Below are 23329 nucleotides of genomic sequence, written 5' to 3' on the forward strand. Positions count from 1 at the left end.
CACGGCGCGCCTCGCGCCTTGCCCCATCGGCGCACAGACCGGCTGACGCATGACAATACTTCTGAGAAGATTAGTAAACACTAAGGGCGAAAAGGGGCCACGAAGGACATAGGAGCTGGAGGGCGTGGCGGTGGTTTCGTAGTCCGAGATCCAAGTATTGGGTTTCAAGTTCCAAATGTGTTCCGCCGTGCCTATGCCACTGGCGCTGAATCACCCTCAGCGGGTTCGGTTGCTGTCCCTCGGACACTCTTGTGACTGCCCGCTCGGACCGCCCGTCGTTGAACGGTAGGACGGTTGGAGCGACGCGGAACACGCCACGCATCGTCTCACATGGCGTCTGCAAGCCGCTTTTCGGGCCAGCGATGCAGGCGGATAATGCGGATCCGGTGCCACGGATAGACGTGAATCGCTGGCCGACACGCCGGGCGAAGAGATGTCGGCTGCTGAAGGCAGCCAACCTACCGTGGCTCGTTTCCGTGTTTGGGGCTCAAGCCGGGTAGGTCGGCTGCACTTGGCAGCCGACATCTCTGCGACGGGTATGTCGGCCAGCGCTGTGCGCTTGCCGACCTGCGGCGACTGTTCAGCGATGTTCATGCACAGCGCGCTTGACCGGCAACGGAGTACCTACGCGTGACTCGTTCCCGTGTTTGGGGCTCAAATTCCAGACCTCGGGCTGCTCGAGAACGCGCAGCATCGCGGCGTAACCCCAAAGCGGTTCGGGATGGGCGGGGCGGACGACGACGGGAGCGCATGCCGCCAGGGAGGGCGGCATACGAGCTTACAGGGATGTACTCACGGCGTCTCCCGTCGTCGTCCACCCCGCCCATCCGTAGCAGAGCATTCGAATTACCCGCCCGCATCGCGGTTTGCGGTCATTCGGCGCCCACTACCTGGCCACCCGGGGCTTGGCATTTTCGACACATGGTGTGGCTACGGCGCCGCATACAAAAAAACCCCGGCCTGAGCCGGGGTTTTTTCAAAGCCGTGCGTCCCGCAGGCGGCTTACTGCTCGTCGAGGAAGCTCCGCAGCGACTCCGAGCGCGTCGGGTGGCGGAGCTTGCGCAGGGCCTTCGCCTCGATCTGACGGATGCGCTCGCGGGTGACGTCGAACTGCTTGCCGACCTCCTCGAGGGTATGGTCGGTGTTCATGTCGATGCCGAAGCGCATGCGCAACACCTTCGCCTCACGGGGCGTGAGTCCGCCGAGCACGCCGCGCACCGACTCCTTCAGGCCCTCCCGGGTGGCCGAGTCCACGGGCGACATGACGTTGATGTCCTCGATGAAATCGCCCAGGTGCGAATCCTCGTCGTCGCCGATGGGCGTCTCCATGGAGATCGGCTCCTTGGCGATCTTGAGCACCTTGCGGACCTTGTCCTCGGGCATCTCCATGCGCTCGGCGAGCTCCTCGGGCTGCGGCTCGCGGCCCATTTCCTGGAGCATCTGGCGCGAGACCCGGTTGAGCTTGTTGATCGTCTCGATCATGTGCACCGGGATACGGATGGTCCGCGCCTGGTCGGCGATAGAGCGGGTAATCGCCTGGCGGATCCACCATGTGGCATAGGTGGAGAACTTGTAGCCGCGACGGTACTCGAACTTGTCCACCGCCTTCATCAGGCCGATGTTGCCCTCCTGGATGAGGTCCAGGAACTGCAGCCCTCGGTTGGTGTACTTCTTGGCGATGGAGATCACGAGACGCAGGTTGGCCTCGACCATCTCCTTCTTCGCCCGCCGGGCCTTGGCCTCGCCAATGGACATCCGACGGTTGATCTCCTTGATCTCCGCCACGGGCAGTCCGGTGGCCTCACGGATCGCCGCGAGCTTCGCCTGCGCCTCGAGCACCGCGTCCTTGTGCTCGGCCAGCCCCTCGGAATACGCCTTGCCCGCATCGATGAGCTCGTCCACCCACTTGGGATCGGACTCCCGGCCCGGGAAGCTCTTGATGAACTCCTTGCGCGGCATGCCGGCGCGTTTGCACACGACCCGCATGGCCTCGCGCTCCATGCCGCGCACCCGCTCGACGGCCTTGCGCAGGTTGTCGGCGAGGCCGTCGACGACCTTGGGCACGAACTTCACCGACAGGAAGAGATTCGCCATCTCCTCGCGGATCTCGTCGGCGCGCGCCTTGTCACCGGCTTCGAGGCACTGCACGAGCTGTTCGTGAAGCTCGCCGAGGCGACCGAAAATCTGTGCCGCGACTTCCGGATCCGGTCCGTTGTCCGCGGAGGCGGCCTCGTCGTCCTCATCCTCGCTCTCGGCGGCCGGTGCCGTGGGCGCATCGCCCTCGAGAGAGTCGCGAAACCCACCGATGAGGTCGGACAGGCGCATGTCACCCGTGTGCACATGCTCATAAAGTCCGAGCAGCGCCCGCGCCGACTCGGGATAATAGGCGAGCGCACGCAATACCTGGTCGAGACCTTCCTCGATGCGTTTGGCGAGCTCGATCTCCCCCTCGCGGGTGAGCAGCTCCACGGTGCCCATCTCACGCATGTACATGCGCACCGGATCGGTGGTGCGGCCGAATTCCGCATCCACCGACGCCAGCGCCGCGGCCGCTTCCTCGGCCTCGTCCTCGTCCGTGGTGACGGCGGCATCGCTCAGGAGCAGTTCGTCGGAGTCCGGCGCCTGCTCATGGACGGTAATGCCCATGTCGTTGATCATGCCGATGATATCCTCGATCTGCTCGGGATCGACGATATCGTCCGGCAGGTGATCGTTGACCTCGGCGTAGGTAAGGTAGCCCTGCTCCTTACCCCGTGCGATCAGCTCTCTGATCTGTGACTGCTGGTCCTGGCTTGCCATAATCCGTCAAGATGTTGGGTGGTGGGGGTATGTATCCGGACGCAACTGAACCGCGCATTATAGCGGGAAACAGGCACTTGACAACTACCGTAGGGTAATGGGTATGAATTAGCGTTGTTTCAATGCCACCCATTCAGCCCATTCGTCGCTTGTCAACTCGCCACGCTGCAATCTTTCGTTCAAGTATTGCAGCCGTTTTTCGTTCCTCAACGCCCGGATACGCGCGATAGCGTCAGCGAATTCTCGCTCCAGACCTTCTTCGGGCACCATGTGATCCCAGGTCGCCAACCGCCAGAGTGATGTCTCGTGGGCGGAATCCCTGAACCGCTCGAGCAAAGCTCCTGCTGTGACATGCGGCTCATTCCGGGTAATTTCAAGCAGTTGTGCGAGCAGTTCCACGCCCGGCAGCTCCTCCAACCCGGCGAGCTCGCCACTGTAGTCGGCAGCCGCCCCGAGTGCCGGGCGATGCAACAGCAAGGCGATCGCCAGCCTCACGGGGGTGCGCCGCACCGCCCTCGCGGCGTCCGACGAACGGCGATTTTCCGGAGCACGTTGAGGCGTCGAAACACTGTGATCGCCGTCGATCACCGCCTCAACGTACTCGGCATCGAGCTGCGCCAGCCCGGCCAGCCGACCGATCATCATGCGCCGGTAAACGTCGGGGGGCAGGCGCCGCAGCAGTGGCACGGCACGATCCACCAGGCGCGCCCGCCCGTCCATGCTCGTCATGTCCACCGCTTCGGCAAGGTGGTCGAACAACCAGTCCGACAGCGGCTCGGCCTGCCCGAGAAGCGCCTCGAACCCGTCCCGGCCGCGCTCGCGCACCAGGCTGTCCGGGTCCTCGCCCTCCGGCAGGAACAGGAACCGGATCTGGCGGCCGTCGCGCAAGGCCGGCAGGCTACTCTCCAGCGCCCGCCACGCCGCCTGGCGGCCGGCCTCGTCCCCGTCGAAGCAGAACACCAGATCGCCGGTGACCCGAAACAGCCGCTCGACCTGGCGCGTGCCCGTGGACGTGCCCAGCGTCGCGACCGCGCGCGTTAGCCCGAACTGAGCAAGCGCCACCACGTCCATGTAGCCCTCGACCACGACCACATCCGAAGGATTGCGGTCGGACTCCAGCACCTCGTAGAGCCCGTAGAGCTCGCTGCCCTTGTGGAAAACCGGCGTTTCCGGGGAGTTGAGGTACTTTGGCTCACCATCGCCCAGCACCCGACCGCCGAAACCGATGACCCGCCCCCGGCGGTCACGGATCGGGAACATGATGCGGTCGCGAAAGCGGTCGTAACCGCCACCACCCTCCCGCGTGACCAGCAACCCGGCACGGGCCAGCGTGTCGCGGTCACCGATCTCGCGCAGCAGGTTGTCCCACCCGGGAGGCGCGAACCCCAGACCGAACCGCTTCGCCATCTCGCCGGTCAGCCCCCGGCGCCGCAGATACCCGACCGCACGCTCGCGATCCGGGTGCTGGCGCAGCCAGCGCTGGTAGAGCTCATTCGCCCGGGCGAGCACCCGGTAGAGCTCATCCTGCCCCTCGACGCGCGTCTCCCGCGCCTGCTCCGGCACCTCGAGACCCGCCATCTGCGCGAGCGCGGCCACCGCCTCGCGGAAATCCATCCGGTCGTACTCCATCAGAAACCGGATGGCCGTGCCGTGAGCACCACAACCGAAGCAGTGGTAGAACTGCTTGGTGGGGCTCACCGTGAACGAGGGGGTTTTCTCGCTGTGGAAAGGGCAGAGCGCGTGATAGTTGGCGCCGCCACGCTTGAGCTGGACGCGCTCGCCGACGACGTCGACGATATCGACGCGGGCGAGGAGCTCATCGAGGAACTGATCGGGAATACGACCGGCCATCGCCTACGGCAACGACCGGCACGCGCGCCGGTCGTCGATCAATCGGAGAGGCGGGCCTTCACACGCGCGCTCACCGCGCTCATGTCGGCACGCCCCTGAACCTTGGGCTTGAGCACGCCCATCACGCGCCCCATGTCGCGCACCGACGCCGCACCGGTCTCGGCGACCGCCGCCTCGACCAGGCCGTCGATCTCCGCGTCGGTCAGCGGCTGCGGCAGGAACTCCGCGATGATTTCGAGCTCGGTACGTTCCTTCTCGGCAAGGTCTTCGCGCCCTGCCTGCTCGTACTGCTCCAGGGCCTCCCGCCGCTGCTTGACCATCTTCGAGAGCACGGCGGTGACATCCGCATCGGTCAGCTCCGCGCGGCTGTCCACCTCCTGCTGCTTGATGGCCGCCGTGATCATTCGCAGGATGCCCACCCGCGACTTGTCGCCGGCGCGCATCGCCTGTTTCACGGCATCGGTGATCTCGACCTTGAGTGCGCTCATTCGACGTGCCGCACCCTCGATCAGTACATGCGCATGCGACGCTGCTCGCGCTGGAGACGCTTCATATGCCGCTTGACGGCCGCGGCCTGCTTGCGCTTGCGCACCTGGGTCGGCTTCTCGTAAGACTCACGGCGGCGAATCTCGGAGAGCACACCGGCCTTCTCGCAGGAACGCTTGAAGCGGCGCAGAGCAACCTCGAAGGGCTCGTTCTCGCGGACCTTTACGTGCGGCATGAACCAATCACCTTCCTTAAACTGCTGAAAGCTGTACAATTGGCCGGCTCACAGGCCGGAGCCAAGGCGCGATAGTCTATACGCGCACTCTGGTAAATGCAAAAGGCGCCGGCAATTTTTCACTGGACGAGCGTGACCCGCCATGCCTGTGCTCGGGATCGAGACCTCCTGCGACGAAACCGGCGTCGCCGTCTACGACGGCGCCAGGGGCCTGCTCGCGCACCGTCTGCACAGCCAGATCGACACCCACGCCCGATACGGCGGCGTCGTCCCCGAGCTCGCCTCGCGCGACCATATACGCAAGCTCGCGCCGCTCATCCGTGAAGCGCTCACGGACGCCGGCATATCACGCCATGGCCTCGACGGCGTGGCCTACACCCGCGGGCCCGGTCTCGCCGGGGCATTGCTCGTGGGCGCGGCCACTGCACGCAGCCTCGCCTATGCGCTGGATATCCCCGCCGCGGGCATCCACCACATGGAAGCCCATCTGCTCGCACCGCGTCTGGAGGCGGATCCGCCAGCCTTCCCGTTCGTCGCCCTACTGGTCTCCGGCGGTCATACCATGCTCGTCCAGGTCGCCGGGGTCGGACGCTACCGCCTGCTTGGTGAGAGTGTAGACGATGCCGCCGGCGAAGCATTCGACAAGACCGCCAAACTGCTCGGCCTCGGCTACCCGGGCGGCCCCGCCGTGGAGAAAGCGGCGCGTGAGGGTGACCCGAAGCGTTTCCGCTTCCCCCGCCCGATGACCGACCGCCCCGGGCTCGATTTCAGCTTCAGCGGCCTGAAAACGCATACGCTCAACACTGTCCAGCGCGAGGGCGACGACCCGCAGACCCGGGCCGACGTGGCCAGAGCCTTCCAGGATGCGGTTATAGACACCCTCGCCATCAAGTGCCGCCGGGCGCTGCAGGCCACCGCTACGCCACGGCTCGTCATCGCCGGCGGCGTAGGCGCCAACGCCGCCCTGCGCGAACGCCTCGCCGAAGTCGCCGAGGCCCACCACGCCCGCGTGTTCTACCCGCGCCCCGAATTCTGCACCGACAACGGCGCCATGGTCGCCTACGCCGGCCACCTGCGGCTCGCCGCCGGCGAGTCCGAGCCCACGGCCTTCGACGTGGCGCCGAGGTGGGATCTGGAAAGTCTCTCGCCGCCGAGCGGCGAGAGCCGAAAGTAGCAAGTTCAAAGTTGAAAGCGGCGCGCTCTGGGGGAACGGCATACGGTACGACTAATGGCAGTTCCCGGGAGCATCGCTTTCGACATGAATGCCGTGGTTATAGGCCCTGCGTCGTACGCAATGGCACAGCCCATGCCGCTTTCAACTTGAACCTTTCAACTCGCCACGGCTACGGCAGCAGCCGATGCATCCACCGCACCAGCCGCCGTGTGCGGGCGCTGAAAAGCTGTTCGGCGTATAGCGTGTTGGCCGCACGACGGTGGATCTGGGCAAGCGTCGGGTAGGCGTGGATGGCAGCCGAGAGGCTGCCGAGCTTCACGCCCGCCTGCATGGCGAGCACGATCTCGTGAAGCAGCTCACCGCCGTGGGCACCGAGGATGGTCGCCCCCAGTATGCGCCCGCGACAGGTCGTGAGCTGCAGCCGGCCGTGGGGCTCGGCCTCGGCCAACGCCCGGTCCACTTCGGCGAAGGGAAACTCCAGCACCCGCGCGTCGTCGTAGCGTTCCAGGGCTTCCGAGGCGGCGAGCCCCACCCGGGCGAGCTCCGGGTCGGTATAAGTCACCCACGGCACAACCCGGTAATCGGCCCGTTTCGGCACGCGGAACACGGCGTTGGCTATCACGATACCGGCCTGGTACTCGGCCATGTGCGTGAACGGATACAGGCCGGTGACGTCACCGCAGGCATAGATGTGGGGTTCACTGGTACGCAGACGGGCATCGACGCCGATGCCGCGGCGGTCGAAACGCACGTTGGCGGTATTGAGATCGAGCGCCTCGACGTTGGGCGCGCGTCCGGCGGCAACCAGGATGCGATCGACGGTGAGCGGCAAGTGCTCCTCGCCCTGGCGGAGCTGCAAGGTCACGCCGTCACGATCGCGCTCCACCCGGTCGAGGCGCGCCCCGAGGCGGAAACGAACACCCTCGCGCGCGAGGATCGCGCGCAGCTCCGCGGCGAACGCCGGCTCCTCCTTTGGCATCACCTCGGCGGCCAGTTCCACCACCGTCACCTGGCTACCCAATCGCTGGAACGCCTGGGCGAGCTCCATGCCCACCGGCCCCGCACCCACGACCGCGAGGCGCCGGGGTAACTCCCGCAAAGCGAATACGTCCTCGTTGGTGAGATAGCCCGCTTCGGCGAGCCCGGGCACCGGCGGCGCAACGGGGCGCGACCCCGTGGCGATCACGAAACGTCGCGCGGCAATCCGCTCGCCCTTGACCTGCACCTCGCGCGGGTTGACGAAACGCGCCTCGCCGAAGAGTACGTCCACGCCGTAGCCACGAAAGCGCTCCGGGTCATCGTGTGCCTGGATGGTATCGATGACCGCCCGAACCCGGTCGCTGACGGCACCCAGATCCACCTGCGGCGAGTAGCTCGGCAGACCGAACTCCCCGCCACGGCGCATGAGCTGGGCGACCTGTGCGGAACGGATCAGCGTCTTGCTCGGCACGCAGCCGTAGTGCAGGCAATCCCCGCCGAGACGCGGTTCGCGCTCCACGAGCGCGACATCGAGGCCGAGCTGCCCGGCCACGCTCGCCGTGACCAGCCCACCGACGCCACCGCCGATCACGAGTAGGTCCTTCATCCCCCGATCTCCCTTCGACCAACGGCCTGGATCACTAATGCTCCTGCTCCGAAGGCGCCACCCGCCAGCGCCGCACGAGCCGCGGCAGGAACGCCACCGCGGCGAACACCCCCAACGCGATCAGCACTGCCTGGACCGCACCCTGCCCGCCGGCGACGGCGGTCGCGCCCGCGTGCCCGATCCAGGCGTAGGCGAGGGCCCCCGGCGCCATGCAAACCAGACTCGCGAGCAGGTAATGCAGCAGCGGTATACGCGTCAGCCCCAAAGCGTAGTTGAGCAGATTGAAAGGAAATATGGGTACCAGGCGGGTAAACGCGACGAAACGCCAGCCCTCCGCTTCCACGCCATCGATCAATCGCCGCAGGCGCCCGCCGGTGCGGCGCGCCACCCAGTCCGCGGCCAGGTAACGAGCGGTCACGAACGCGACGGTCGCCCCGACCGTGGCGCCGAGCAGCGCATACGCGGCGCCCGCCCAGGGGCCGAACAGCACGCCCGCAGCGATGGTGAACACCGACCCCGGCAGAAACACCACCGTCGCCACCGCATACCCGCCCATGAACGCCAGTGGCGCCCACACGCCCAGCGCATCGAGTCGTGCGCGCAGCACGGTCACGGTGAGCTCGTCGCGATGCCAAAGCGCCAGAGCAATGGCAGCAGCAAGGAGTACGACAACGGCGAGGCGCAACGCACGGGATCGGGTCATGCTTTCTCCGGCAAGGCCTGATTCATCGGTCGCTCAGTTGACCCGGTCAGTCTGCCGGACGGGCTCGGCGGGCTGCATCAGTAATAACCACAGGGTCTGCTCGCGGCGGGAGCGGAAACGCCCCAGCCCGATGCGCATCGCCACGTGGCCATCGCGTGGGGCGGCGCGGTAAGTGCCGAACAGGCGATCCCACCACGGCAGGTTGAAACCGTAGTTGCTGTCCGTCTCCGGCTGCCAGAGGGAATGGTGCACGCGGTGCATGTCGGGGGTCACCACGATCAGCCGCAGCCAGCGATCCAGGGTATCGGGCAGGCGCAGGTTGGCGTGATTGAACAACGAGGTCGCATTCAGCAACACCTCGAAAGCGATCACCGCGGTGACGCTCGCCCCGAGCAACGCCACTACAGCCATCTTGTAAAGCATGGAGACAACGATCTCCAGCGGGTGAAAGCGTACGCCGGTGGTGATATCGAACTCCAGATCGCTGTGGTGCACGCGGTGCATCCGCCACAGCCAAGGCAGCCGGTGCATGGCGAGGTGCTGTGCCCATATGGCGAAATCCAGCACCAACAACGCGGCGACGAAAGCGACCGCAGCCGGCAATCCGGCCCATCGGAGCAGACCAACGCCGGATGAATCGGCCCACAGAGCAACACCGACGGCTAGCAGCGGGAAGACGAAGCGCAACACCAGAGCATCGATGGCGAGCATCGCCAGATTCGGCCACCAACGTCCGCGCCGGCGCACGGTCGTCCGGCGCGGGCGCCCCAGCTCACCGAGCCCGAGCAGGGCGAGCACACCGAGAAACACGCCGAGCCGCAGGCCCGGTTCCTGCTGCACGACCCAGTCGGCAAGCCGAACCGTCTCCTCCATGGGCGCTCCTTGGGCGGCTGCTCATCGCGGGGCATAATGGCTTTTACTAATCCGATCACAGGTAATGCCACGTGTCAGAGCGCTTGTGCGGTTTGGCTGCAAGACGCGCGAGCGAAGGCGTGGCGAGGCTCACGTCGAGGGAGCGCAACGCCGCAGCCGGGCCGCACAAGCGCTCCCTTCGGGCGAGCCTGTCGGGCTCGCTGACACGGGGCATTACCTGTGATCGGATTAGTATGTTCCCGTGCCGGCATCGGCGCGACAACCATTACCATCGAGTGGAGGTCATGACCTTGGTTGACTATATCGCCACAGGGCGGTTCCCGCACACTCGGATGCGGCGGATGCGCCGCGACGACTTCTCGCGCCGGCTCATGCGCGAACACACCCTGACCGCCGATGACCTCATCTACCCGGTCTTCGTACTCGATGGCGAGAACCGTCGCGAGGCAGTCCCTTCCATGCCGGGCGTCGAGCGCCAGAGCGTCGACCTGCTGGCCGCGGAGGCGGAACACATCGCCGCGCTGGGGATTCCCGCGATCGCACTGTTCCCGGTCACGCCGCCGGAGCGAAAGAGCCTGGACGCCGCCGAGGCCTGGAACCCCCAGGGCATCGCTCAGCGTGCCGTACGCGCGATCAAGGACGCGGTCCCCGGGCTCGGCATAATCACCGACGTGGCACTGGACCCGTTCACCAGCCATGGTCAGGACGGACTGCTCGATACCGATGGCTACGTGATGAACGACGAGACGGTCGAGGCGCTGACGCGCCAGGCGCTCTCCCACGCCGAGGCGGGCGCGGACGTGGTCGCGCCCTCGGACATGATGGACGGGCGCATCTCTGCCATCCGCGGGGCATTCGAGCGTGATCGGCACACCCTCACCCGCATCCTCGCCTACTCGGCCAAGTACGCCTCGAGCTTCTATGGGCCCTTCCGGGATGCGCTGGGCTCGGCCGGCAACCTGGGCAAGGCCGACAAGAAGACCTATCAGATGGACCCGGCCAACTCCGACGAAGCGCTGCGCGAAATCGCCCAGGACATGGACGAGGGCGCCGACATGGTGATGATCAAGCCGGGCATGCCGTACCTCGACATCATCCACCGCGCCAAGCACGAGCTGGGCGTGCCCACTTTCGCCTACCAGGTCAGTGGCGAGTACGCCATGCTCCGCGCCGCCGAGGCCAATGGCTGGCTCGACGGACGCGCCTGCGCCGTGGAAGCGCTCACCGCCTTCAAGCGCGCTGGCGCCGACGGCGTACTCACTTACTTCGCCAAGGACGTGGCGGGCTGGCTGAAGGGCGCGTAATCGCGCCCGGTGAGAAGCGGCAAGCACCAAGTTCAACGAGGAAAGCCCACGATCACCGAAGGGCTTTCCACTTTGATCTTTCGACTTGAGACTGTTTTCTATGGACCGCTACGCCGTAATGGGCAACCCCATCGCCCACTCCAAATCACCGCGCATTCACCAGCTGTTCGCCGAGCAGACGGGGCAGGCGCTGACCTACGAGAAGATTCTCGTGCCCGCGGGCGGTTTCGCCGCCGCCGTGGCGGAGTTCGAGGCGGCAGGGGGGTTGGGGCTCAACGTCACGGTGCCGTTCAAGGGGGATGCCTGGGCGCTGGCCGACAATCTCTCGGATCGCGCCGAACGGGCGCGGGCGGTGAATACACTAATCATCAGCGAGGCGGGCCTGTACGGCGACAACACCGACGGTACCGGCCTCGTACGCGACTTGCGCGACAACCACGGCGTCCGACTCAACGGCGCGCGGCTGTTGCTGCTGGGGGCCGGCGGGGCGGCCCGGGGCGTGCTGCCCTCCCTGCTCGCCGAAAATCCCGCCCGAGTCCATATCGCCAATCGCACCGGCGAGAAAGCCTCGACGCTCGCCGCCGATTTCGCCGACCTGGGCGAGACCGACGGCGGCGGTTTCGAGACCCTGGATGATGGGGAACGCTTCGACGTGGTCATCAACGCCACCGCAGCCGGGCTCTCCGGGGAAATTCCACCGCTGCCGGAAACCCTGCTGGCCGCTGGCGCCACCTGCTACGACATGGTTTACGCCGATGAACCCACCGCCTTCGTGCGCTGGGCGCAAGCACACGGGGCCGCGCAGGCCCTGGACGGGCTGGGCATGCTGGTGGAGCAGGCCGCCGAGTCGTTCTTCCTCTGGCGCGGGCAACGCCCGGATACCGACGCGGTAATAAACACACTGCGCGGCACATGAACGGCCTGGACGCCGCCACCGATATCAACGCCATTCTGGTCCTGCTGGTGGGGGGCGCCACCGCCGCCTCGATGCTGCTGCGCGCCGCCTGCCACCGCATCGATATCCCGCCGCTGGTGGGCTTCCTCCTGCTCGGAATCGGCCTGAGCACCCTCGATGCGTTCTACGGCTTCATCACAACACCGGTTCGCGACGGTGTCGAAATGCTCGCCAGCCTGGGCCTGGTCGCCCTGCTGTTCCGCGTGGGTCTCGGCCTCGACCTCCGCAACCTGCTGGCCAAGCTGCCCGGCGCCAGTCTCATCTGGATCGGCAACGTCGCGGTCTCCGGCTTCGCCGGCTACGCCGCCGCACGCTGGGGGCTCGGTCTCGCCCTGATTCCGTCGCTGGTGGTGGCCGTGGCGCTCACCGCGACGAGCATCGGTGTGGCCGTCCCAATCTGGCAGGACGCAGGCATGCTGAACGGCGACGCGGGCACCCTTACCGTGGATGTGGCCGAGCTGGACGATGTCTCGGGCGTAGTACTCATGGCGCTTCTTTTCGCGGTCATGCCGGTACTGCAGTTCGGTGACGGCACGTTCTGGGAATCGCTCGGTGTTGCCGCCGGCGAGCTCACACTGCGCTTCTTGGGGTTCATCGCCTTCTGCTGGCTCTTCGCCCATTTCGCCGAGCCGGCGCTACATCGTTTTCTACGGCGCTGGGAGCGGCCACCGGAACGGCTGCTCACCGTTGTCGGCCTGGGTGCCGCCATCGCCGCGATCGCCGGGGTGCTGGGGTTTTCGCTGGCCATTGGCGCCCTGTTCGCGGGCGTGATGTTCAGCGCCTACCCGGAGCGTGTCCAGTCCGAAAGCGCCTATCGCCTGCTCTACGACTTCCTCACCCCGTATTTCTTCATAGCCATCGGCATGCGGCTGGAGCCCATGCTGCTGCCGGCGGCCCTCGGCGCGGGTGCCGTGCTACTCGTCGCGGCGGTCGCGGGCAAGCTCGCCGGCACCTACCTGCCCGCGCGCCTGACCACCGATCGCGCCTCCGCGCAACTCATCGCGCTCAGCATGGTCCCGCGCGCCGAGATCGCCATGGTGGTCGTCCACCAGGCCCACCGCCTGTGGCCGGAGGCCGTAACCGCCAAGCTCTATGGCGCCATGACGGTGGTGACACTGGCGACCTGTGTCGTCACACCACCGCTACTGAGCCGCTTGCTGGAGCGCCATAGCACGAATGCCCAGCGTTGAACCCGCAGGTGGACGGAGCAACGCGACGTCCACCATTCGATGGAGGGCGAGCTGCAAGTTGAAAGCTGAAAGCTAAAAGTTGCAAGTGCGGCACCCGACCCGATGTACGCCGATCGTGATGGCGCGACGCTAGATTACGCCAACATGAGGCCGGGAGGTTCACGGCCGCAAACGGGGGCAAACCACAACCTTCAGGAAAAGGTGGCCTACGCGTAGCTCCTTCCACCCTACTTTTCCGCACCTGGCAACGACCAGGTAACCGATGCATCCACCGCGCCACCGCGCGGCGTCGCTTATCGTAGACGCTCGCCGCACTTGAAACTTGCGACTTTCGACTTGTCACTCGCCTCGCCAGCGGCGCAGGCTTCACACGATCGGGGGCTCGGGGTCGTCGCCCTGCCACTCCTGGTCTTCCTCGAGCTCGCGATTGAAGGCCTTGACGTAGCGGGCGACGCGGCGGACGGCATCGAAGCGGGCGATGTGGAACAGCGCCTCGCCCTCATGGACGAGAGGCAGGTTGTTGCGGCCGATGACGATACCGCTGGTGATGGCCTCCACCGCGATCTCTTTCTCGCCGAAAGGGTCGGCGATGAACCCCAGGGCCTGCCCCTGCTGGACGTGGGCACCCAGTGCCACGATGGCGCGGAACATGCCGTCCTGCTCGGCGCGGACCCAGGTGCTGTTGTTGGCGGCGTAGCTCTCACGCGCCCGCCGCCGTGACCGGCTCGGCGCAATCATGCCGAGATGGCGCATGACCTGGACCACGCCCTGCACGCCGGCTTTGATGGACTGCTCGTCGAAACGCAGCGCCTCTCCCGCCTCGTAGGTCACCACCGGACGGCTCTCGTCGTTACACACCTGTCTCAGGCTGCCCTCGATCAGGGGCGTGTTGATGATCACGGGGGTTCCGAAGGCTTGCGCCATCGCCTCGCAATCGGGATCGTCAAGGTTCGCGCGGACCTGGGGCAGATTCTCACGGTGAATCGCCCCGGTGTGCAGATCGATGACGTGAGTCGCCTTGGCCAGAATCTCGGTACGGAACAGGTTGGCAAGGCGGCTGGCCAGCGACCCGCGCTCGCTGCCGGGAAAGGCGCGGTTGAGATCGCGCCGGTCGGGCAGGTAGCGGGACCGGTCGGTGAAACCGAAGACGTTGACGATGGGCACGGCGAGCAGCGTACCGCGCAGGCGGCGCAGAGCGGGGAGCTGCAGGAGCCGCCGGATGATCTCCACACCGTTGATCTCGTCGCCGTGGATGGCGGCATTGACCAGGAGTACGGGCCCTTCCCGGCGACCGCGGATCACCTGCACCGGCAGCGTCACCGGGGCATGGGTGTAAAGCAGAGCCGCGGGTATGTCGATGGTTCGGCGTGAGCCGGGGCGAACCTCCGTGCCACCGATGGTGAGTGGCTCGACCGCCATCAGGCCTTGCCCTCGTGCTTCTCCTTCACCCGCACGTAGTGCCGCGCCGAGTAGACGAGCTGCTCGCGCTCGCTGTCGGTGAGCTCGCGGGCGGCCTTGGCGGGGCTGCCCATGTACAGGAACCCGGAATCGAGGCGCTTGCCCGGCGGCACCAGCGCATTGGCGCCGAGGATGACGTCGTCCTCGACCACCGCACCATCCATGATCACGGCGCCCATGCCCACGAGCACGCGGCTGCCGATGGTGCAGGCATGAACGACGGCCCGGTGGCCGACCGTGACGTCTTCGCCCACGACGGTGGGCAGGCCGCCCGGCGTGTACGGTCCGTCGTGGGCGACGTGCACGATCGTGCCATCCTGTATGTTGCTGCGGTCACCGATGGTGATGCGGTTGACGTCACCGCGAAGCACCGTCGTCGGCCACACCGAGACGTCCTCGCCCAGGGTAACGTCGCCGATCACCACGGCGGACTCGTCGATCCAGGCCGAGTGGGCGACGCGGGGCCACTTTTCGTCGAACGGTCGGATCATCGCGACACCTACGCTGTCGAGTTCAAAGTCGAAAGTACAACGTCCAGAGCGTCCGCGCGGCGACGCCACTTGCTACTTTCCCGCTTCATACTTTGAACTGGAAATCACGTCATGGTAACGACTTCCTCGGCGCTGGTCGGGTGAATCGCCACGGTGTCGTCGAAATCGGCCTTGGTCGCGCCCATACGCACGGCGACGGCGAACCCCTGGAGCATCTCGTCGGCGCCGTTGCCGAAGAGGTGGACACCAACCACACGCTCTTCGTCGCCGACGCACACGAGCTTCATGGCACTGCGCCGCTTCGCCTCCTGAGCGGCGAGGGCGTATTCCATGGGGATGAAACGCGTGGTGTAGACCCGCACCGCCTCGTCGCCATGGCGCTCACGCGCTTGCGCCTCCGTTAGCCCCACGGTGCCGATGGGTGGGTGGGTGAACACCACCGTCGGGATATTCTCGTAGGGTAGGTACCGGTCGGCATGGCCGCCAAAGAGCCGGTCGGCGAGCCGGCGGCCGGCGGCGATGGCCACCGGCGTGAGCTGGAATGCGCCGCCGATGACATCCCCCAGCGCGAAGATGTGGGGCACGTTGGTGGCCTGGTAACGGTCCACGGCAAGAGTGCCGTTGTTGCGCGCGGCGACACCGGCCTTGCGCAGGTCGAGCCCGGTGGTGCTGGACTCGCGGCCGATCGCCCAGACGACCTGCTCGAGCCCGTCGACGCGCTGGCCGTCCTCGGCCTCCATCGTCAGGGTCTGGCCCTTGCGCGCAAGCCGCACTGGCGTGAAGTGGTTGACCACCTCGATGCCCTCGGCGGCGGCCGCCTCCAGGTAGGCCTCCTGGATGATCGGATCGAAGTGGCGCAGCGGAGCCTCTCGCCGTACCACCAGGCGAACGTTGGCACCGAGGGCGCGCAGCACGCCGGCAAGCTCGACGGCGATATAGCCGGCGCCGACAACGGCAACCTCACCGGGGCAATGGGTCAACGCGAAGAAACCGTCGGAGTCGATCCCGAGCTCCGCGCCCGGAATATCCGGGACCGTCGGCCTGCCGCCCACAGCGATCACGAACCGCTCCGCGGTGACGCGCTCACCATCGACATCCAGCGTGTGCTCGTCGACGAAGCGCGCGTTGCCGCGCAAAAGCGCCACCTCCGATTTCTCCAGGTTGCGCGCGTAAATGTCGTTGAGGCGGCGGATGTACGCCTCGCGGCGCTCCACCAGCGCCGCCCAGTCGAGACCGCGCGCGTCCACGTCGAAGCCGTAGTCCGCCGCGTGGGCCAGGGCCTCCCCGGTGTGGGCCGCATTCCACATGACTTTCTTGGGCACGCAGCCCACGTTCACGCAGGTACCGCCGAGGCGCTCGCGCTCGACCACGGCGCAGCGGGCGCCGTGGGCCGCCGCGCGCCGGGCAGTGGCGATGCCCCCGCTGCCCCCACCGATACAGATAAGATCGAAATCCTTGCTCATTCGCTTAGCAGCCCCAACGTAGATGGCACAATCGGGCATACGGAATACGCGCCCAATCTACTCATTCGCGACCGGCAGGCAAAGTACAACCTCCGCCCCCGGCGCGCTGACGAGGACGACAATGACCAATCCCCTTCTCGAGACCGACAGCCTCCCGCGCTTCGAGGCCATCACCCCCGATCACGCGGAGCCGGCGATCGACGAGATTCTCGCCGACAACCGCGCGCGCATCGAGCGCCTGCTCGCCGCGGGCGGCCCCTACACCTGGGACAACCTGGTGGCCCCCCTGGAGGCGATGAACGAGCGGCTGATGCGTGCATGGTCACCGGTGTCGCACATGAATGCGGTGATCAACAGCGACGCCCTGCGCAATGCGTACAACGCCTGCCTGCCCAAGCTGTCCGCCTACCAGACCGAGCTCGGCCAGAACACCGCACTCTACGAGGCTTACCGCGAGGTCGCCGCGCGCGAAGACTTCGACTCGCTCGACCCCGCCCGACGCGCCACTGTCGAGCATGCCCTACGCGATTTCCGCCTCGCCGGCGTGGCGCTACCCGACGACGCAAAACGCCGCTTCGCCGAGATCGCCGGCCGCCTCCCGGAGCTATCCGCGAAGTTCGAGGAGAATCTTCTCGACGCCACCAACGCCTGGCACAAGCACCTTGCCGACGAGAGTGCGCTCGCCGGCCTTCCCGAGACCGCCCGTGCCGTCGCCCGCCAGGCGGCCGAGGCCGAGGGCGAAAGCGGCTACCGGCTCACGCTGGAGTTCCCGAGCGTCTACGCAGTGCTCACCTACGCCGACGACCGCAGCCTCCGCCGCGAGGTCTACGAGGCCTTCGTCACCCGCGCCTCCGAGGTGGGTCCGACCGCCGGCACCTACGACAATCGCGCCGTAATGGAGGAAATCCTCGCCCTGCGCCACGAGCAGGCGCAGCTGCTCGGCTTCGCGAACTACGCCGAGCTCTCTCTCGAACCCAAGATGGCGCGCAGCGTCGACGAGGTCACGGGCTTCCTCCGGGACCTCGCCGGGCGCAGTGTCCCGCGGGCGCGGGAGGAGTTCGCCGAGCTCGAAGCATTCGCGCGTGAGCGCGATGGCCTCGACCGGCTGGAGGCCTGGGACGTGGGGTACTACGGGCAGAAGCTGCGTGAGGCGCGCTTCGAGCTATCGCCCGAAGACCTGCGCCCTTACTTCCCTGTCCATCGCGTCATGCAGGGGCTCTTCGACGTGGTCGAGCGGCTCTACGGCATCCACATCACCGAGCGCGAGGGCGTGGAGACGTGGCACCCGGATGTGCGCTTCTTCGAGATCCGGGATACCGACGGCACGCTCCGCGGACAGTTCTACACGGATCTCTACGCCCGTGCGAAGAAACGCGGCGGTGCCTGGATGGATGTCTGCCGCTCACGCTACGAGCTCGAAGAGACCGAACAGGTGCCGGTGGCCTACCTCACCTGCAACTTCACCCCGCCGGTGGGCGACGTTCCGGCCCTGCTCACCCATGACGAGGTGGAGACGCTCTTTCACGAATTCGGCCACGGCCTCCACCACATGCTCACCCGGGTGGGCGTACCCAGTGTCGCCGGCATCAGCAGCGTACCCTGGGACGCCGTGGAGCTGCCCAGCCAGTTGATGGAGAATTGGACCTGGGAACGCGAAGCGCTGGATCTCTTCGCCGCGCACCACGAGACCGGCGAGCCCCTGCCGAAGGCACTGTTCGAGCGTATGCGCGCCGCGCGCAACTTCCAGTCCGCGATGCAGATGGTCCGTCAGCTCGAATTCTCGCTGTTCGACTTCCGTGTGCACGCGGAGTACGACCCGGCCGCGGGGCCGAGGATTTACGAGCTACTGGCGGAAGTACGCGAGCAGGTGGCCGTCGTCCATCCGCCGGCGTTCAACCGTTTCCCCAACACCTTCGCTCACATATTCGCCGGTGGCTACGCGGCGGGGTACTACAGCTACAAATGGGCGGAAGTGCTCTCGGCGGACGCCTACTCGCGTTTCGAGGAGGAAGGGATCTTCAACCGGGACACCGGGCAGAGCTTTCTGCGCGAGATCCTGGAGCGCGGCGGCACCGGCGAGTTCACGACCTTCTTCCGCACCTTCCGCGGGCGCGAGCCCAGCATCGAGCCACTGCTGCGCCACAGCGGCCTGGCGGCTTAGCCCGCGGGAGCGGGACGTGCGTCGAGTTCCAGAGCACCGCCGCGGGCGTCAATGCCCTGCGGCGGCCGCTCCCGGCTTGTCGTAGGCGGCGAGGCGCTCCATGAGCTCACCGCCCTCGCCCGCTGGCGGAATCACGTGCACCCGGGCGCCGTTGCGGCGCAGCTTGGTCACCGCCTTGTCGATGGCGCCCACCGCCGAACTGTCCCACAGCGAGGCGTAGCGCAGGTCCACGGTGACGTTGCCCACACCGGCGTCGAAACGGAATCCGGCGAGGAAATTATCCACCGCCACGAAGAACAGTGCGCCGCGCACGTGGTAGGTGCGATGATCGGCCTCGGGGTCGTCCTCGTGGGTCACCGAAATCTGACGCGCGATCTTGCGGGCGAAGAACACCGCGCTCAGCAGCACGCCGGCGAACACCCCCTTGGCGAGATCGTGGGTGGCGACCACGGTCACCACGGTCACGATGAGCACGAACGCATCCGTGCGCGGCATCTTCGGCAGCATCGTGATCGAGCTCCAGTCGAAGGTGCCGATGGCCACCATGATCATCACCGCCGCGAGCGCCGGCATGGGGATCATCGAGACCCACTCGCCGAGCAGCAGCATGAAGATCAGCAGGTAGACACCCGCGGCGAGCGTCGACAACCGCCCGCGGCCCTCGGATTTGATGTTGATGATGGACTGTCCGATCATCGCGCAGCCGGCCATGCCGCCGAAAAATCCGCTGACGATATTGGCGATACCTTGACCGCGGGCCTCGCGGTTCTTCTTGCTGGGGGTGTCGGTCAGGTCATCGACGATGGAAGCAGTGAGCAACGATTCCAGCATGCCCACCACGGTGAGCGCCAGCGACACCGGCAGGATGATCTCCAGGGTCTCGAAGTCGAGCGGCACCATGGGCAGATGGAAGAACGGCATGCCCTCGGGCAGGTCGCCCATGTCGCCCACGGTCTTCACCGGCAGCTCCAGAGTCACGGCGACGGCGGTGAGCGCCACGATGGCCACCAGCGCCGGCGGCACGCTGCGGGTGACATAGGGAAGGCCGTAGAGAATCGCGAGCCCTGCCGCCACCATCAGGTAGGTGGGCATCCCCAGGCCCACGAAGTGCGGAATCTGCGCCATGAAGATGAGAATCGCCAGCGCGTTGACGAAGCCGAGCATGACCGTGCGCGGGATGAACATCATGTAGCGGGCTAGCTTCAGCCAACCGAACACGAGCTGGAGCACGCCGGTGAGAATCGTCGCTGCGAACAGGTATTCGACGCCATGATCGGCGACGAGCGTGACCATCACCAGGGCCATGGCGCCGGTGGCCGCCGAGATCATCCCCGGGCGCCCGCCGGCGAACGCGATGACCACCGTGATGCAGAACGAGGCGTAGAGACCCACCTTGGGGTCCACTCCGGCGATGATGGAGAAGGCGATGGCCTCCGGGATCAGCGCCAGAGCGACGACGATGCCGGCGATGAGATCGCCGCGCACGTTGAACAACCAGGTCCGGCGCAGCGACGCCAGACCACGCTTGATGGCCTCGGACTGCAAATTCACACCTCTCGTCACGAATCGGGTACCGGGAAGGGCCGGCAAGCCTAGCGGGAAAACGCGTTGGGGTAAAGGAAACGCGGCACGACGCCCGCGTCCCTCTGGCCGATCGGCGCGTGCGCGCGCAACACGCGCAGCGCCGGCTGCGCGCATGCGATCCGTCGGGAAGTGCAAGAGTCTACGGGATATGTTGCGTCGCAGCAATACGAGCCAAGAGCCGCTTCCGGCGGCGCGACTTGTGACCGAACGGTTAAGGCGCGAAACTGGACGCCATCATTCATTCGCTGCCTGACTCGGAGTCCCCTATGTTGCGTCGCATCCTGGTGCCGGTCGATTTCTCCCGTGCGTCCGCGTGTGCCGTCGCCGTCGCCCGCGACTACTGCCCGGCCGATGCGACCGTTCGGCTGCTGCATGTGCTCAACCCCAGCCAGCTGGCCTCGGATACGTCGAACCCGCGCATCAACCCGATGCACGCCAAGGAAGTCCGCCACGCCGCCGAGGAGGAGGCGCTCGCGAAGCTTCGGGCCTGGGCGCGGGAGCACGAGGAAGTCGTCATCGAGATCGGCAACGCGCCGCAGAAGATCAGCGAGCATGCGGACACGTGGCAGGCGGACATGATCGCCATGGGCACGCGCAGCCGCACCGGGCTCTCGCAATTCATGCACGGCTCCGCCACCGAGTGGCTGGTCCGCCATGCCCGCCAGCCGGTCCTCGCCGTACACGACGTGGACCTAGATCCCGAGCAGCGCGCGCACCTGCCCGAAGCAGTCTGACGCGAACCATTGCGGTCCCGGCGCGTCAGAACCCCCCGGGACCGCACTGCAGACAGGTCAGCCCCAGCGCGCGCCACTGGCGCACCACCGCGTCCCGGTCATCCAGCACCAACCATGGTGCGAACCCATCCTTGCGGATGCGCGCGAGCAAGCGCGCCTTGACGTCCTCGTCAGGCACACCGTCCTCGCCGTCACCACGCAGATAGACCCCGTCGTAGGGAATGGCCTGACGATCCAGCCAGGCCACGGTGTGTTCACGATGCGAGTCGGGGCGACCACTGCAGATGACGATACGTTGGCCCTGGACCTTCAACAGCCGAACCAGCCTGACGACAGGCTCGATGGGGGGCGCCTCCGCCATGTGTGCAAAGAACGGGTCCCAGTGCTTCTCATCCCCCAACACCCAGTGCGCCACCCGCTGTGCGGAGACAGAGAGTTTGAGACATCCAGGGAACCGGGATTTTGTTGGACTAGCTGACACTTTCCGGTATTGGGATATACCGGGTATATTGGGACGACATGAGATAAACGGAGAACAAGGATGCCTCGGAAGTCGTCCATTGCCCGTCTGCCCGATGAGGTTAAGAACGAGCTGGTGCAGGAGATTGAGTCTGGCCGGCGCACCATGGATGAGCTTGTGGACTGGCTCTCGGAAGCGCATGGGTACGTCATCTCTCGGTCCGCCATGGGACGCTTTGCGCAGCGTCTCTCGCGACGCAGTAGGGCCATCAAGTTGATGGCAGAGACTACGGCGGAGGACGGCGATGCCGGTAACGACGAGGCCGTAGAGCTCATGATGCAGCTCGCGCAATTGCGGCTACGCGAGGCTCGGATTGTTGAACGCCTTCGAGAGCTTGGTGTGGGCTGAGCGAATCGAGATCGTCCGGGATAGGCCCCGGGTTTGAGGCGGGTTCAAGCGTCGATTGAGCCTCCGGGGCGGCGACGCGCGAACTGCGACGACTGGGGCGCGGCGCGTCAGCAAAGTGCGACGCGCGTTACTACACTCGACGGCCGATCCAGACGACGCGGCCGACGATCTTTAGCTGGCGATAGCTCTCGGCCGTGATGTGCTGATCCTGGTACTGCGGGTTGTCGGAACGCACCCATACCCCGCCTTCCCAGTCCCGCTGCAAGCGTTTCGCGAACACGTCGCCGTCAACCTGCAGAACGTAAATGGAGTCATCACGAACCTCGTTGCGGCTAGTGTCGACCAAGACAAGATCACCGTCACCTATCGTGGGCTCCATCGAGTCCCCCTTCGTCGTGACAAGGGCCAGCTGGTCAGGTGCAAACCCCTCGCGGCGGAGCCAATCACGGCGGAAGGCCATCCGCTGAACTTCGTTCTCTTCGTAGACGGCACTACCGTGGCCGGCACTGACGTGGATGTCGTAGCGGGGAATTAAAGCGTACTCGTCCGCTAGATTGCCCCCACCGGCGTCGCTAAGCGCCTTGCCTTCTTCCTGTGCATCCTCGCCGGTCGCTAGCCATTCCAACCGAATACCCGAGGCACGGGCTAACCCCGCCATAGCCGAGAACGATGGTGCTCCTTGCTCGCGGATATAGCGATACAGCATATCCTCGGACACTCCCGCCTCATTTGCTGCAGATCGTCTAGATCCGATGCGCTCGGCCGCGAGTTTTATCCGGTTTCCGATTCCCGGAGCTAGATTCGGAAGCTCCCTTCCATTTCCTTCACCTTGTTCCGATTTGTGGTTTTTCTTAGCCATATCAAAGACCTAAGAGAATTGCGGGCCAGTCTAGAGGATGCTCTGAATCGGAAGCCGCAAATACTCTTGCAACACCTAGAGAATTCGCGATAGTCTTTGCGCCATGACGACACACAACCGCTCCAAAAAACCGGCCCCCGAGGACTGGCACCGCGCTGACATCGTCGCGGCGCTGAGGAAGGCCGGCTGGTCACTGCGCCGCCTGGCGACGCACCACGGTTATGCGGCGCCGACAACCCTGACGAATGCGCTCGCCCGGCCCTGGCCGAAGGGCGAGCAGATCATCGCTGAGGCGATTGGCGAAGACCCGGCCGCGATCTGGCCGAGCCGCTATCGCGAGGATAGCGGGCGCGCACGGCACGCGTCACCTGAATTGCGACAGCGTCATGGCAGTGATGCGGCGTAGGTCTCATACCGGCGTTCCTCGCTGCGGTGTGTGTTGCCGCAGAGCGTAGGAAACCCGCGGAGCCAGGCCTAGGTGCAGCGAGCGATTTTGTTTGGAGCGCACAGGACGAAGGTGGGTGCAAATGGCAAGGAAACGATGGAGAGCACGGCA

21 protein-coding genes are annotated in these 23329 nt (G+C 66.1%); 8 read left to right on the forward strand and 13 right to left on the reverse strand.

The features are described 5' to 3' along the window. Positions 1-1002: 1002 nt before the first annotated feature. From rpoD to rpsU, 4 genes are all read right to left on the reverse strand, one after another. Complete coding sequence (rpoD, locus tag ACPEES_RS02500; RefSeq protein WP_435100767.1) at positions 1003-2799, reverse strand: RNA polymerase sigma factor RpoD; 1797 nt, start codon at positions 2797-2799, stop codon at positions 1003-1005. A 108-nt stretch (positions 2800-2907) separates the two neighbouring features. Next, positions 2908-4650 (reverse strand): DNA primase, encoded by a 1743-nt coding sequence (gene dnaG / locus ACPEES_RS02505; RefSeq protein WP_435100768.1) that lies wholly within the window; start codon positions 4648-4650, stop codon positions 2908-2910. A 38-nt stretch (positions 4651-4688) separates the two neighbouring features. After that, entirely contained in the window at positions 4689-5138 is a 450-nt protein-coding gene (locus tag ACPEES_RS02510) for a GatB/YqeY domain-containing protein (RefSeq protein ID WP_435100769.1), read from the reverse strand. Positions 5139-5158: 20 nt separating this feature from the next. Beyond that, positions 5159-5371 carry a 30S ribosomal protein S21 gene (gene rpsU, locus ACPEES_RS02515; protein WP_435100770.1) on the reverse strand — a complete coding sequence of 71 codons (213 nt, stop codon included), beginning with the start codon at positions 5369-5371 and terminating at the stop codon, positions 5159-5161. A gap of 142 nt (positions 5372-5513) precedes the next feature. On the opposite strand from rpsU, the gene tsaD reads away from it, so the two are divergent. Beyond that, the gene (gene tsaD / locus ACPEES_RS02520; RefSeq protein WP_435100771.1) at positions 5514-6545 is read left to right on the forward strand and encodes a tRNA (adenosine(37)-N6)-threonylcarbamoyltransferase complex transferase subunit TsaD; all 1032 of its coding nucleotides are present in this window, start codon (positions 5514-5516) and stop codon (positions 6543-6545) included. Between the two features lie 169 nt (positions 6546-6714). On the opposite strand, the gene ACPEES_RS02525 is transcribed toward tsaD, so the two are convergent. The 3 genes from ACPEES_RS02525 to ACPEES_RS02535 are packed head-to-tail and all read right to left on the reverse strand — an operon-like array spanning position 6715 to position 9706. Beyond that, positions 6715-8130: a dihydrolipoyl dehydrogenase family protein gene (locus ACPEES_RS02525; RefSeq protein ID WP_435100772.1), complete on the reverse strand. Its 1416-nt coding sequence runs from the start codon at positions 8128-8130 to the stop codon at positions 6715-6717. 34 nt (positions 8131-8164) lie between these two features. Next, a complete protein-coding gene (locus tag ACPEES_RS02530; protein WP_435100773.1) occupies positions 8165-8833 on the reverse strand; it encodes a TVP38/TMEM64 family protein in 669 nt (222 codons plus the stop codon). A gap of 33 nt (positions 8834-8866) precedes the next feature. Next, positions 8867-9706, reverse strand: a complete 840-nt coding sequence (locus ACPEES_RS02535) for a sterol desaturase family protein (protein WP_435100774.1) — start codon at positions 9704-9706, stop codon at positions 8867-8869. A 284-nt stretch (positions 9707-9990) separates the two neighbouring features. Between ACPEES_RS02535 and hemB the strand changes: the two genes are divergently transcribed. The 3 genes from hemB to ACPEES_RS02550 all read left to right on the forward strand — a co-directional run bounded on the left by hemB (position 9991) and on the right by ACPEES_RS02550 (position 13155). Beyond that, positions 9991-11010 (forward strand): porphobilinogen synthase, encoded by a 1020-nt coding sequence (hemB, locus tag ACPEES_RS02540; protein WP_435100775.1) that lies wholly within the window; start codon positions 9991-9993, stop codon positions 11008-11010. Positions 11011-11110: 100 nt separating this feature from the next. Further along, the gene (gene aroE, locus ACPEES_RS02545; protein ID WP_435100776.1) at positions 11111-11926 is read left to right on the forward strand and encodes a shikimate dehydrogenase; all 816 of its coding nucleotides are present in this window, start codon (positions 11111-11113) and stop codon (positions 11924-11926) included. Continuing rightward, positions 11923-13155 (forward strand): cation:proton antiporter, encoded by a 1233-nt coding sequence (locus ACPEES_RS02550; protein ID WP_435100777.1) that lies wholly within the window; start codon positions 11923-11925, stop codon positions 13153-13155. The genes aroE and ACPEES_RS02550 overlap by 4 nt, the downstream gene beginning before the upstream one ends. 366 nt (positions 13156-13521) lie before the next feature. Here the strand turns inward: ACPEES_RS02550 and ACPEES_RS02555 are convergent, their stop codons facing one another. From ACPEES_RS02555 to gorA, 3 genes are all read right to left on the reverse strand, one after another. Next, positions 13522-14574, reverse strand: a complete 1053-nt coding sequence (locus ACPEES_RS02555; protein ID WP_435100778.1) for a succinylglutamate desuccinylase/aspartoacylase family protein — start codon at positions 14572-14574, stop codon at positions 13522-13524. Further along, a complete protein-coding gene (locus ACPEES_RS02560) occupies positions 14574-15104 on the reverse strand; it encodes a gamma carbonic anhydrase family protein (protein WP_435100779.1) in 531 nt (176 codons plus the stop codon). The genes ACPEES_RS02555 and ACPEES_RS02560 overlap by 1 nt, the downstream gene beginning before the upstream one ends. 104 nt (positions 15105-15208) lie before the next feature. Then, a complete protein-coding gene (gene gorA, locus ACPEES_RS02565) occupies positions 15209-16567 on the reverse strand; it encodes a glutathione-disulfide reductase (RefSeq protein ID WP_435100780.1) in 1359 nt (452 codons plus the stop codon). 121 nt (positions 16568-16688) lie between these two features. Between gorA and prlC the strand changes: the two genes are divergently transcribed. Further along, positions 16689-18728 (forward strand): oligopeptidase A, encoded by a 2040-nt coding sequence (gene prlC, locus ACPEES_RS02570; protein ID WP_435100781.1) that lies wholly within the window; start codon positions 16689-16691, stop codon positions 18726-18728. Positions 18729-18776: 48 nt separating this feature from the next. On the opposite strand, the gene ACPEES_RS02575 is transcribed toward prlC, so the two are convergent. Further along, positions 18777-20279 (reverse strand): SulP family inorganic anion transporter, encoded by a 1503-nt coding sequence (locus tag ACPEES_RS02575; protein ID WP_435100782.1) that lies wholly within the window; start codon positions 20277-20279, stop codon positions 18777-18779. Positions 20280-20578: 299 nt separating this feature from the next. Here ACPEES_RS02575 and ACPEES_RS02580 point away from each other — a divergent pair, with 299 nt between their 5' ends. Next, positions 20579-21046 (forward strand): universal stress protein, encoded by a 468-nt coding sequence (locus ACPEES_RS02580; RefSeq protein ID WP_435100783.1) that lies wholly within the window; start codon positions 20579-20581, stop codon positions 21044-21046. A gap of 25 nt (positions 21047-21071) precedes the next feature. On the opposite strand, the gene ACPEES_RS02585 is transcribed toward ACPEES_RS02580, so the two are convergent. Beyond that, the gene (locus ACPEES_RS02585; protein ID WP_435100784.1) at positions 21072-21449 is read right to left on the reverse strand and encodes an HAD family acid phosphatase; all 378 of its coding nucleotides are present in this window, start codon (positions 21447-21449) and stop codon (positions 21072-21074) included. A 138-nt stretch (positions 21450-21587) separates the two neighbouring features. Here ACPEES_RS02585 and ACPEES_RS02590 point away from each other — a divergent pair, with 138 nt between their 5' ends. After that, positions 21588-21914: a phage protein Gp27 family protein gene (locus ACPEES_RS02590; RefSeq protein WP_435100785.1), complete on the forward strand. Its 327-nt coding sequence runs from the start codon at positions 21588-21590 to the stop codon at positions 21912-21914. A gap of 130 nt (positions 21915-22044) precedes the next feature. Here the strand turns inward: ACPEES_RS02590 and ACPEES_RS02595 are convergent, their stop codons facing one another. Then, complete coding sequence (locus ACPEES_RS02595; RefSeq protein WP_435100786.1) at positions 22045-22773, reverse strand: XRE family transcriptional regulator; 729 nt, start codon at positions 22771-22773, stop codon at positions 22045-22047. 103 nt (positions 22774-22876) lie between these two features. Between ACPEES_RS02595 and ACPEES_RS02600 the strand changes: the two genes are divergently transcribed. Further along, positions 22877-23179 carry a helix-turn-helix domain-containing protein gene (locus ACPEES_RS02600; protein ID WP_435100787.1) on the forward strand — a complete coding sequence of 101 codons (303 nt, stop codon included), beginning with the start codon at positions 22877-22879 and terminating at the stop codon, positions 23177-23179. The last annotated feature ends 150 nt before the right edge of the window (positions 23180-23329 follow it).

The sequence above is a fragment of the Arhodomonas sp. AD133 genome (assembly GCF_051195215.1).
Classification (GTDB): Bacteria; Pseudomonadota; Gammaproteobacteria; order Nitrococcales; family Nitrococcaceae; genus Arhodomonas.

Coding starts and splice junctions, on each gene's coding strand:
- ACPEES_RS02600 (WP_435100787.1), top strand. CDS start 22,877: ATGACGACACACAACCGCTCCAAAAAACCGGCCCCCGAGGACTGGCAC.
- hemB (WP_435100775.1), top strand. CDS start 9,991: ATGACCTTGGTTGACTATATCGCCACAGGGCGGTTCCCGCACACTCGG.
- gorA (WP_435100780.1), bottom strand. CDS start 16,567: ATGAGCAAGGATTTCGATCTTATCTGTATCGGTGGGGGCAGCGGGGGC.
- ACPEES_RS02535 (WP_435100774.1), bottom strand. CDS start 9,706: ATGGAGGAGACGGTTCGGCTTGCCGACTGGGTCGTGCAGCAGGAACCG.
- rpoD (WP_435100767.1), bottom strand. CDS start 2,799: ATGGCAAGCCAGGACCAGCAGTCACAGATCAGAGAGCTGATCGCACGG.
- ACPEES_RS02530 (WP_435100773.1), bottom strand. CDS start 8,833: ATGACCCGATCCCGTGCGTTGCGCCTCGCCGTTGTCGTACTCCTTGCT.
- prlC (WP_435100781.1), top strand. CDS start 16,689: ATGACCAATCCCCTTCTCGAGACCGACAGCCTCCCGCGCTTCGAGGCC.
- ACPEES_RS02510 (WP_435100769.1), bottom strand. CDS start 5,138: ATGAGCGCACTCAAGGTCGAGATCACCGATGCCGTGAAACAGGCGATG.
- ACPEES_RS02550 (WP_435100777.1), top strand. CDS start 11,923: ATGAACGGCCTGGACGCCGCCACCGATATCAACGCCATTCTGGTCCTG.
- rpsU (WP_435100770.1), bottom strand. CDS start 5,371: ATGCCGCACGTAAAGGTCCGCGAGAACGAGCCCTTCGAGGTTGCTCTG.
- ACPEES_RS02595 (WP_435100786.1), bottom strand. CDS start 22,773: ATGGCTAAGAAAAACCACAAATCGGAACAAGGTGAAGGAAATGGAAGG.
- ACPEES_RS02560 (WP_435100779.1), bottom strand. CDS start 15,104: ATGATCCGACCGTTCGACGAAAAGTGGCCCCGCGTCGCCCACTCGGCC.
- ACPEES_RS02555 (WP_435100778.1), bottom strand. CDS start 14,574: ATGGCGGTCGAGCCACTCACCATCGGTGGCACGGAGGTTCGCCCCGGC.
- aroE (WP_435100776.1), top strand. CDS start 11,111: ATGGACCGCTACGCCGTAATGGGCAACCCCATCGCCCACTCCAAATCA.
- ACPEES_RS02580 (WP_435100783.1), top strand. CDS start 20,579: ATGTTGCGTCGCATCCTGGTGCCGGTCGATTTCTCCCGTGCGTCCGCG.
- ACPEES_RS02525 (WP_435100772.1), bottom strand. CDS start 8,130: ATGAAGGACCTACTCGTGATCGGCGGTGGCGTCGGTGGGCTGGTCACG.
- ACPEES_RS02590 (WP_435100785.1), top strand. CDS start 21,588: ATGCCTCGGAAGTCGTCCATTGCCCGTCTGCCCGATGAGGTTAAGAAC.
- dnaG (WP_435100768.1), bottom strand. CDS start 4,650: ATGGCCGGTCGTATTCCCGATCAGTTCCTCGATGAGCTCCTCGCCCGC.
- tsaD (WP_435100771.1), top strand. CDS start 5,514: ATGCCTGTGCTCGGGATCGAGACCTCCTGCGACGAAACCGGCGTCGCC.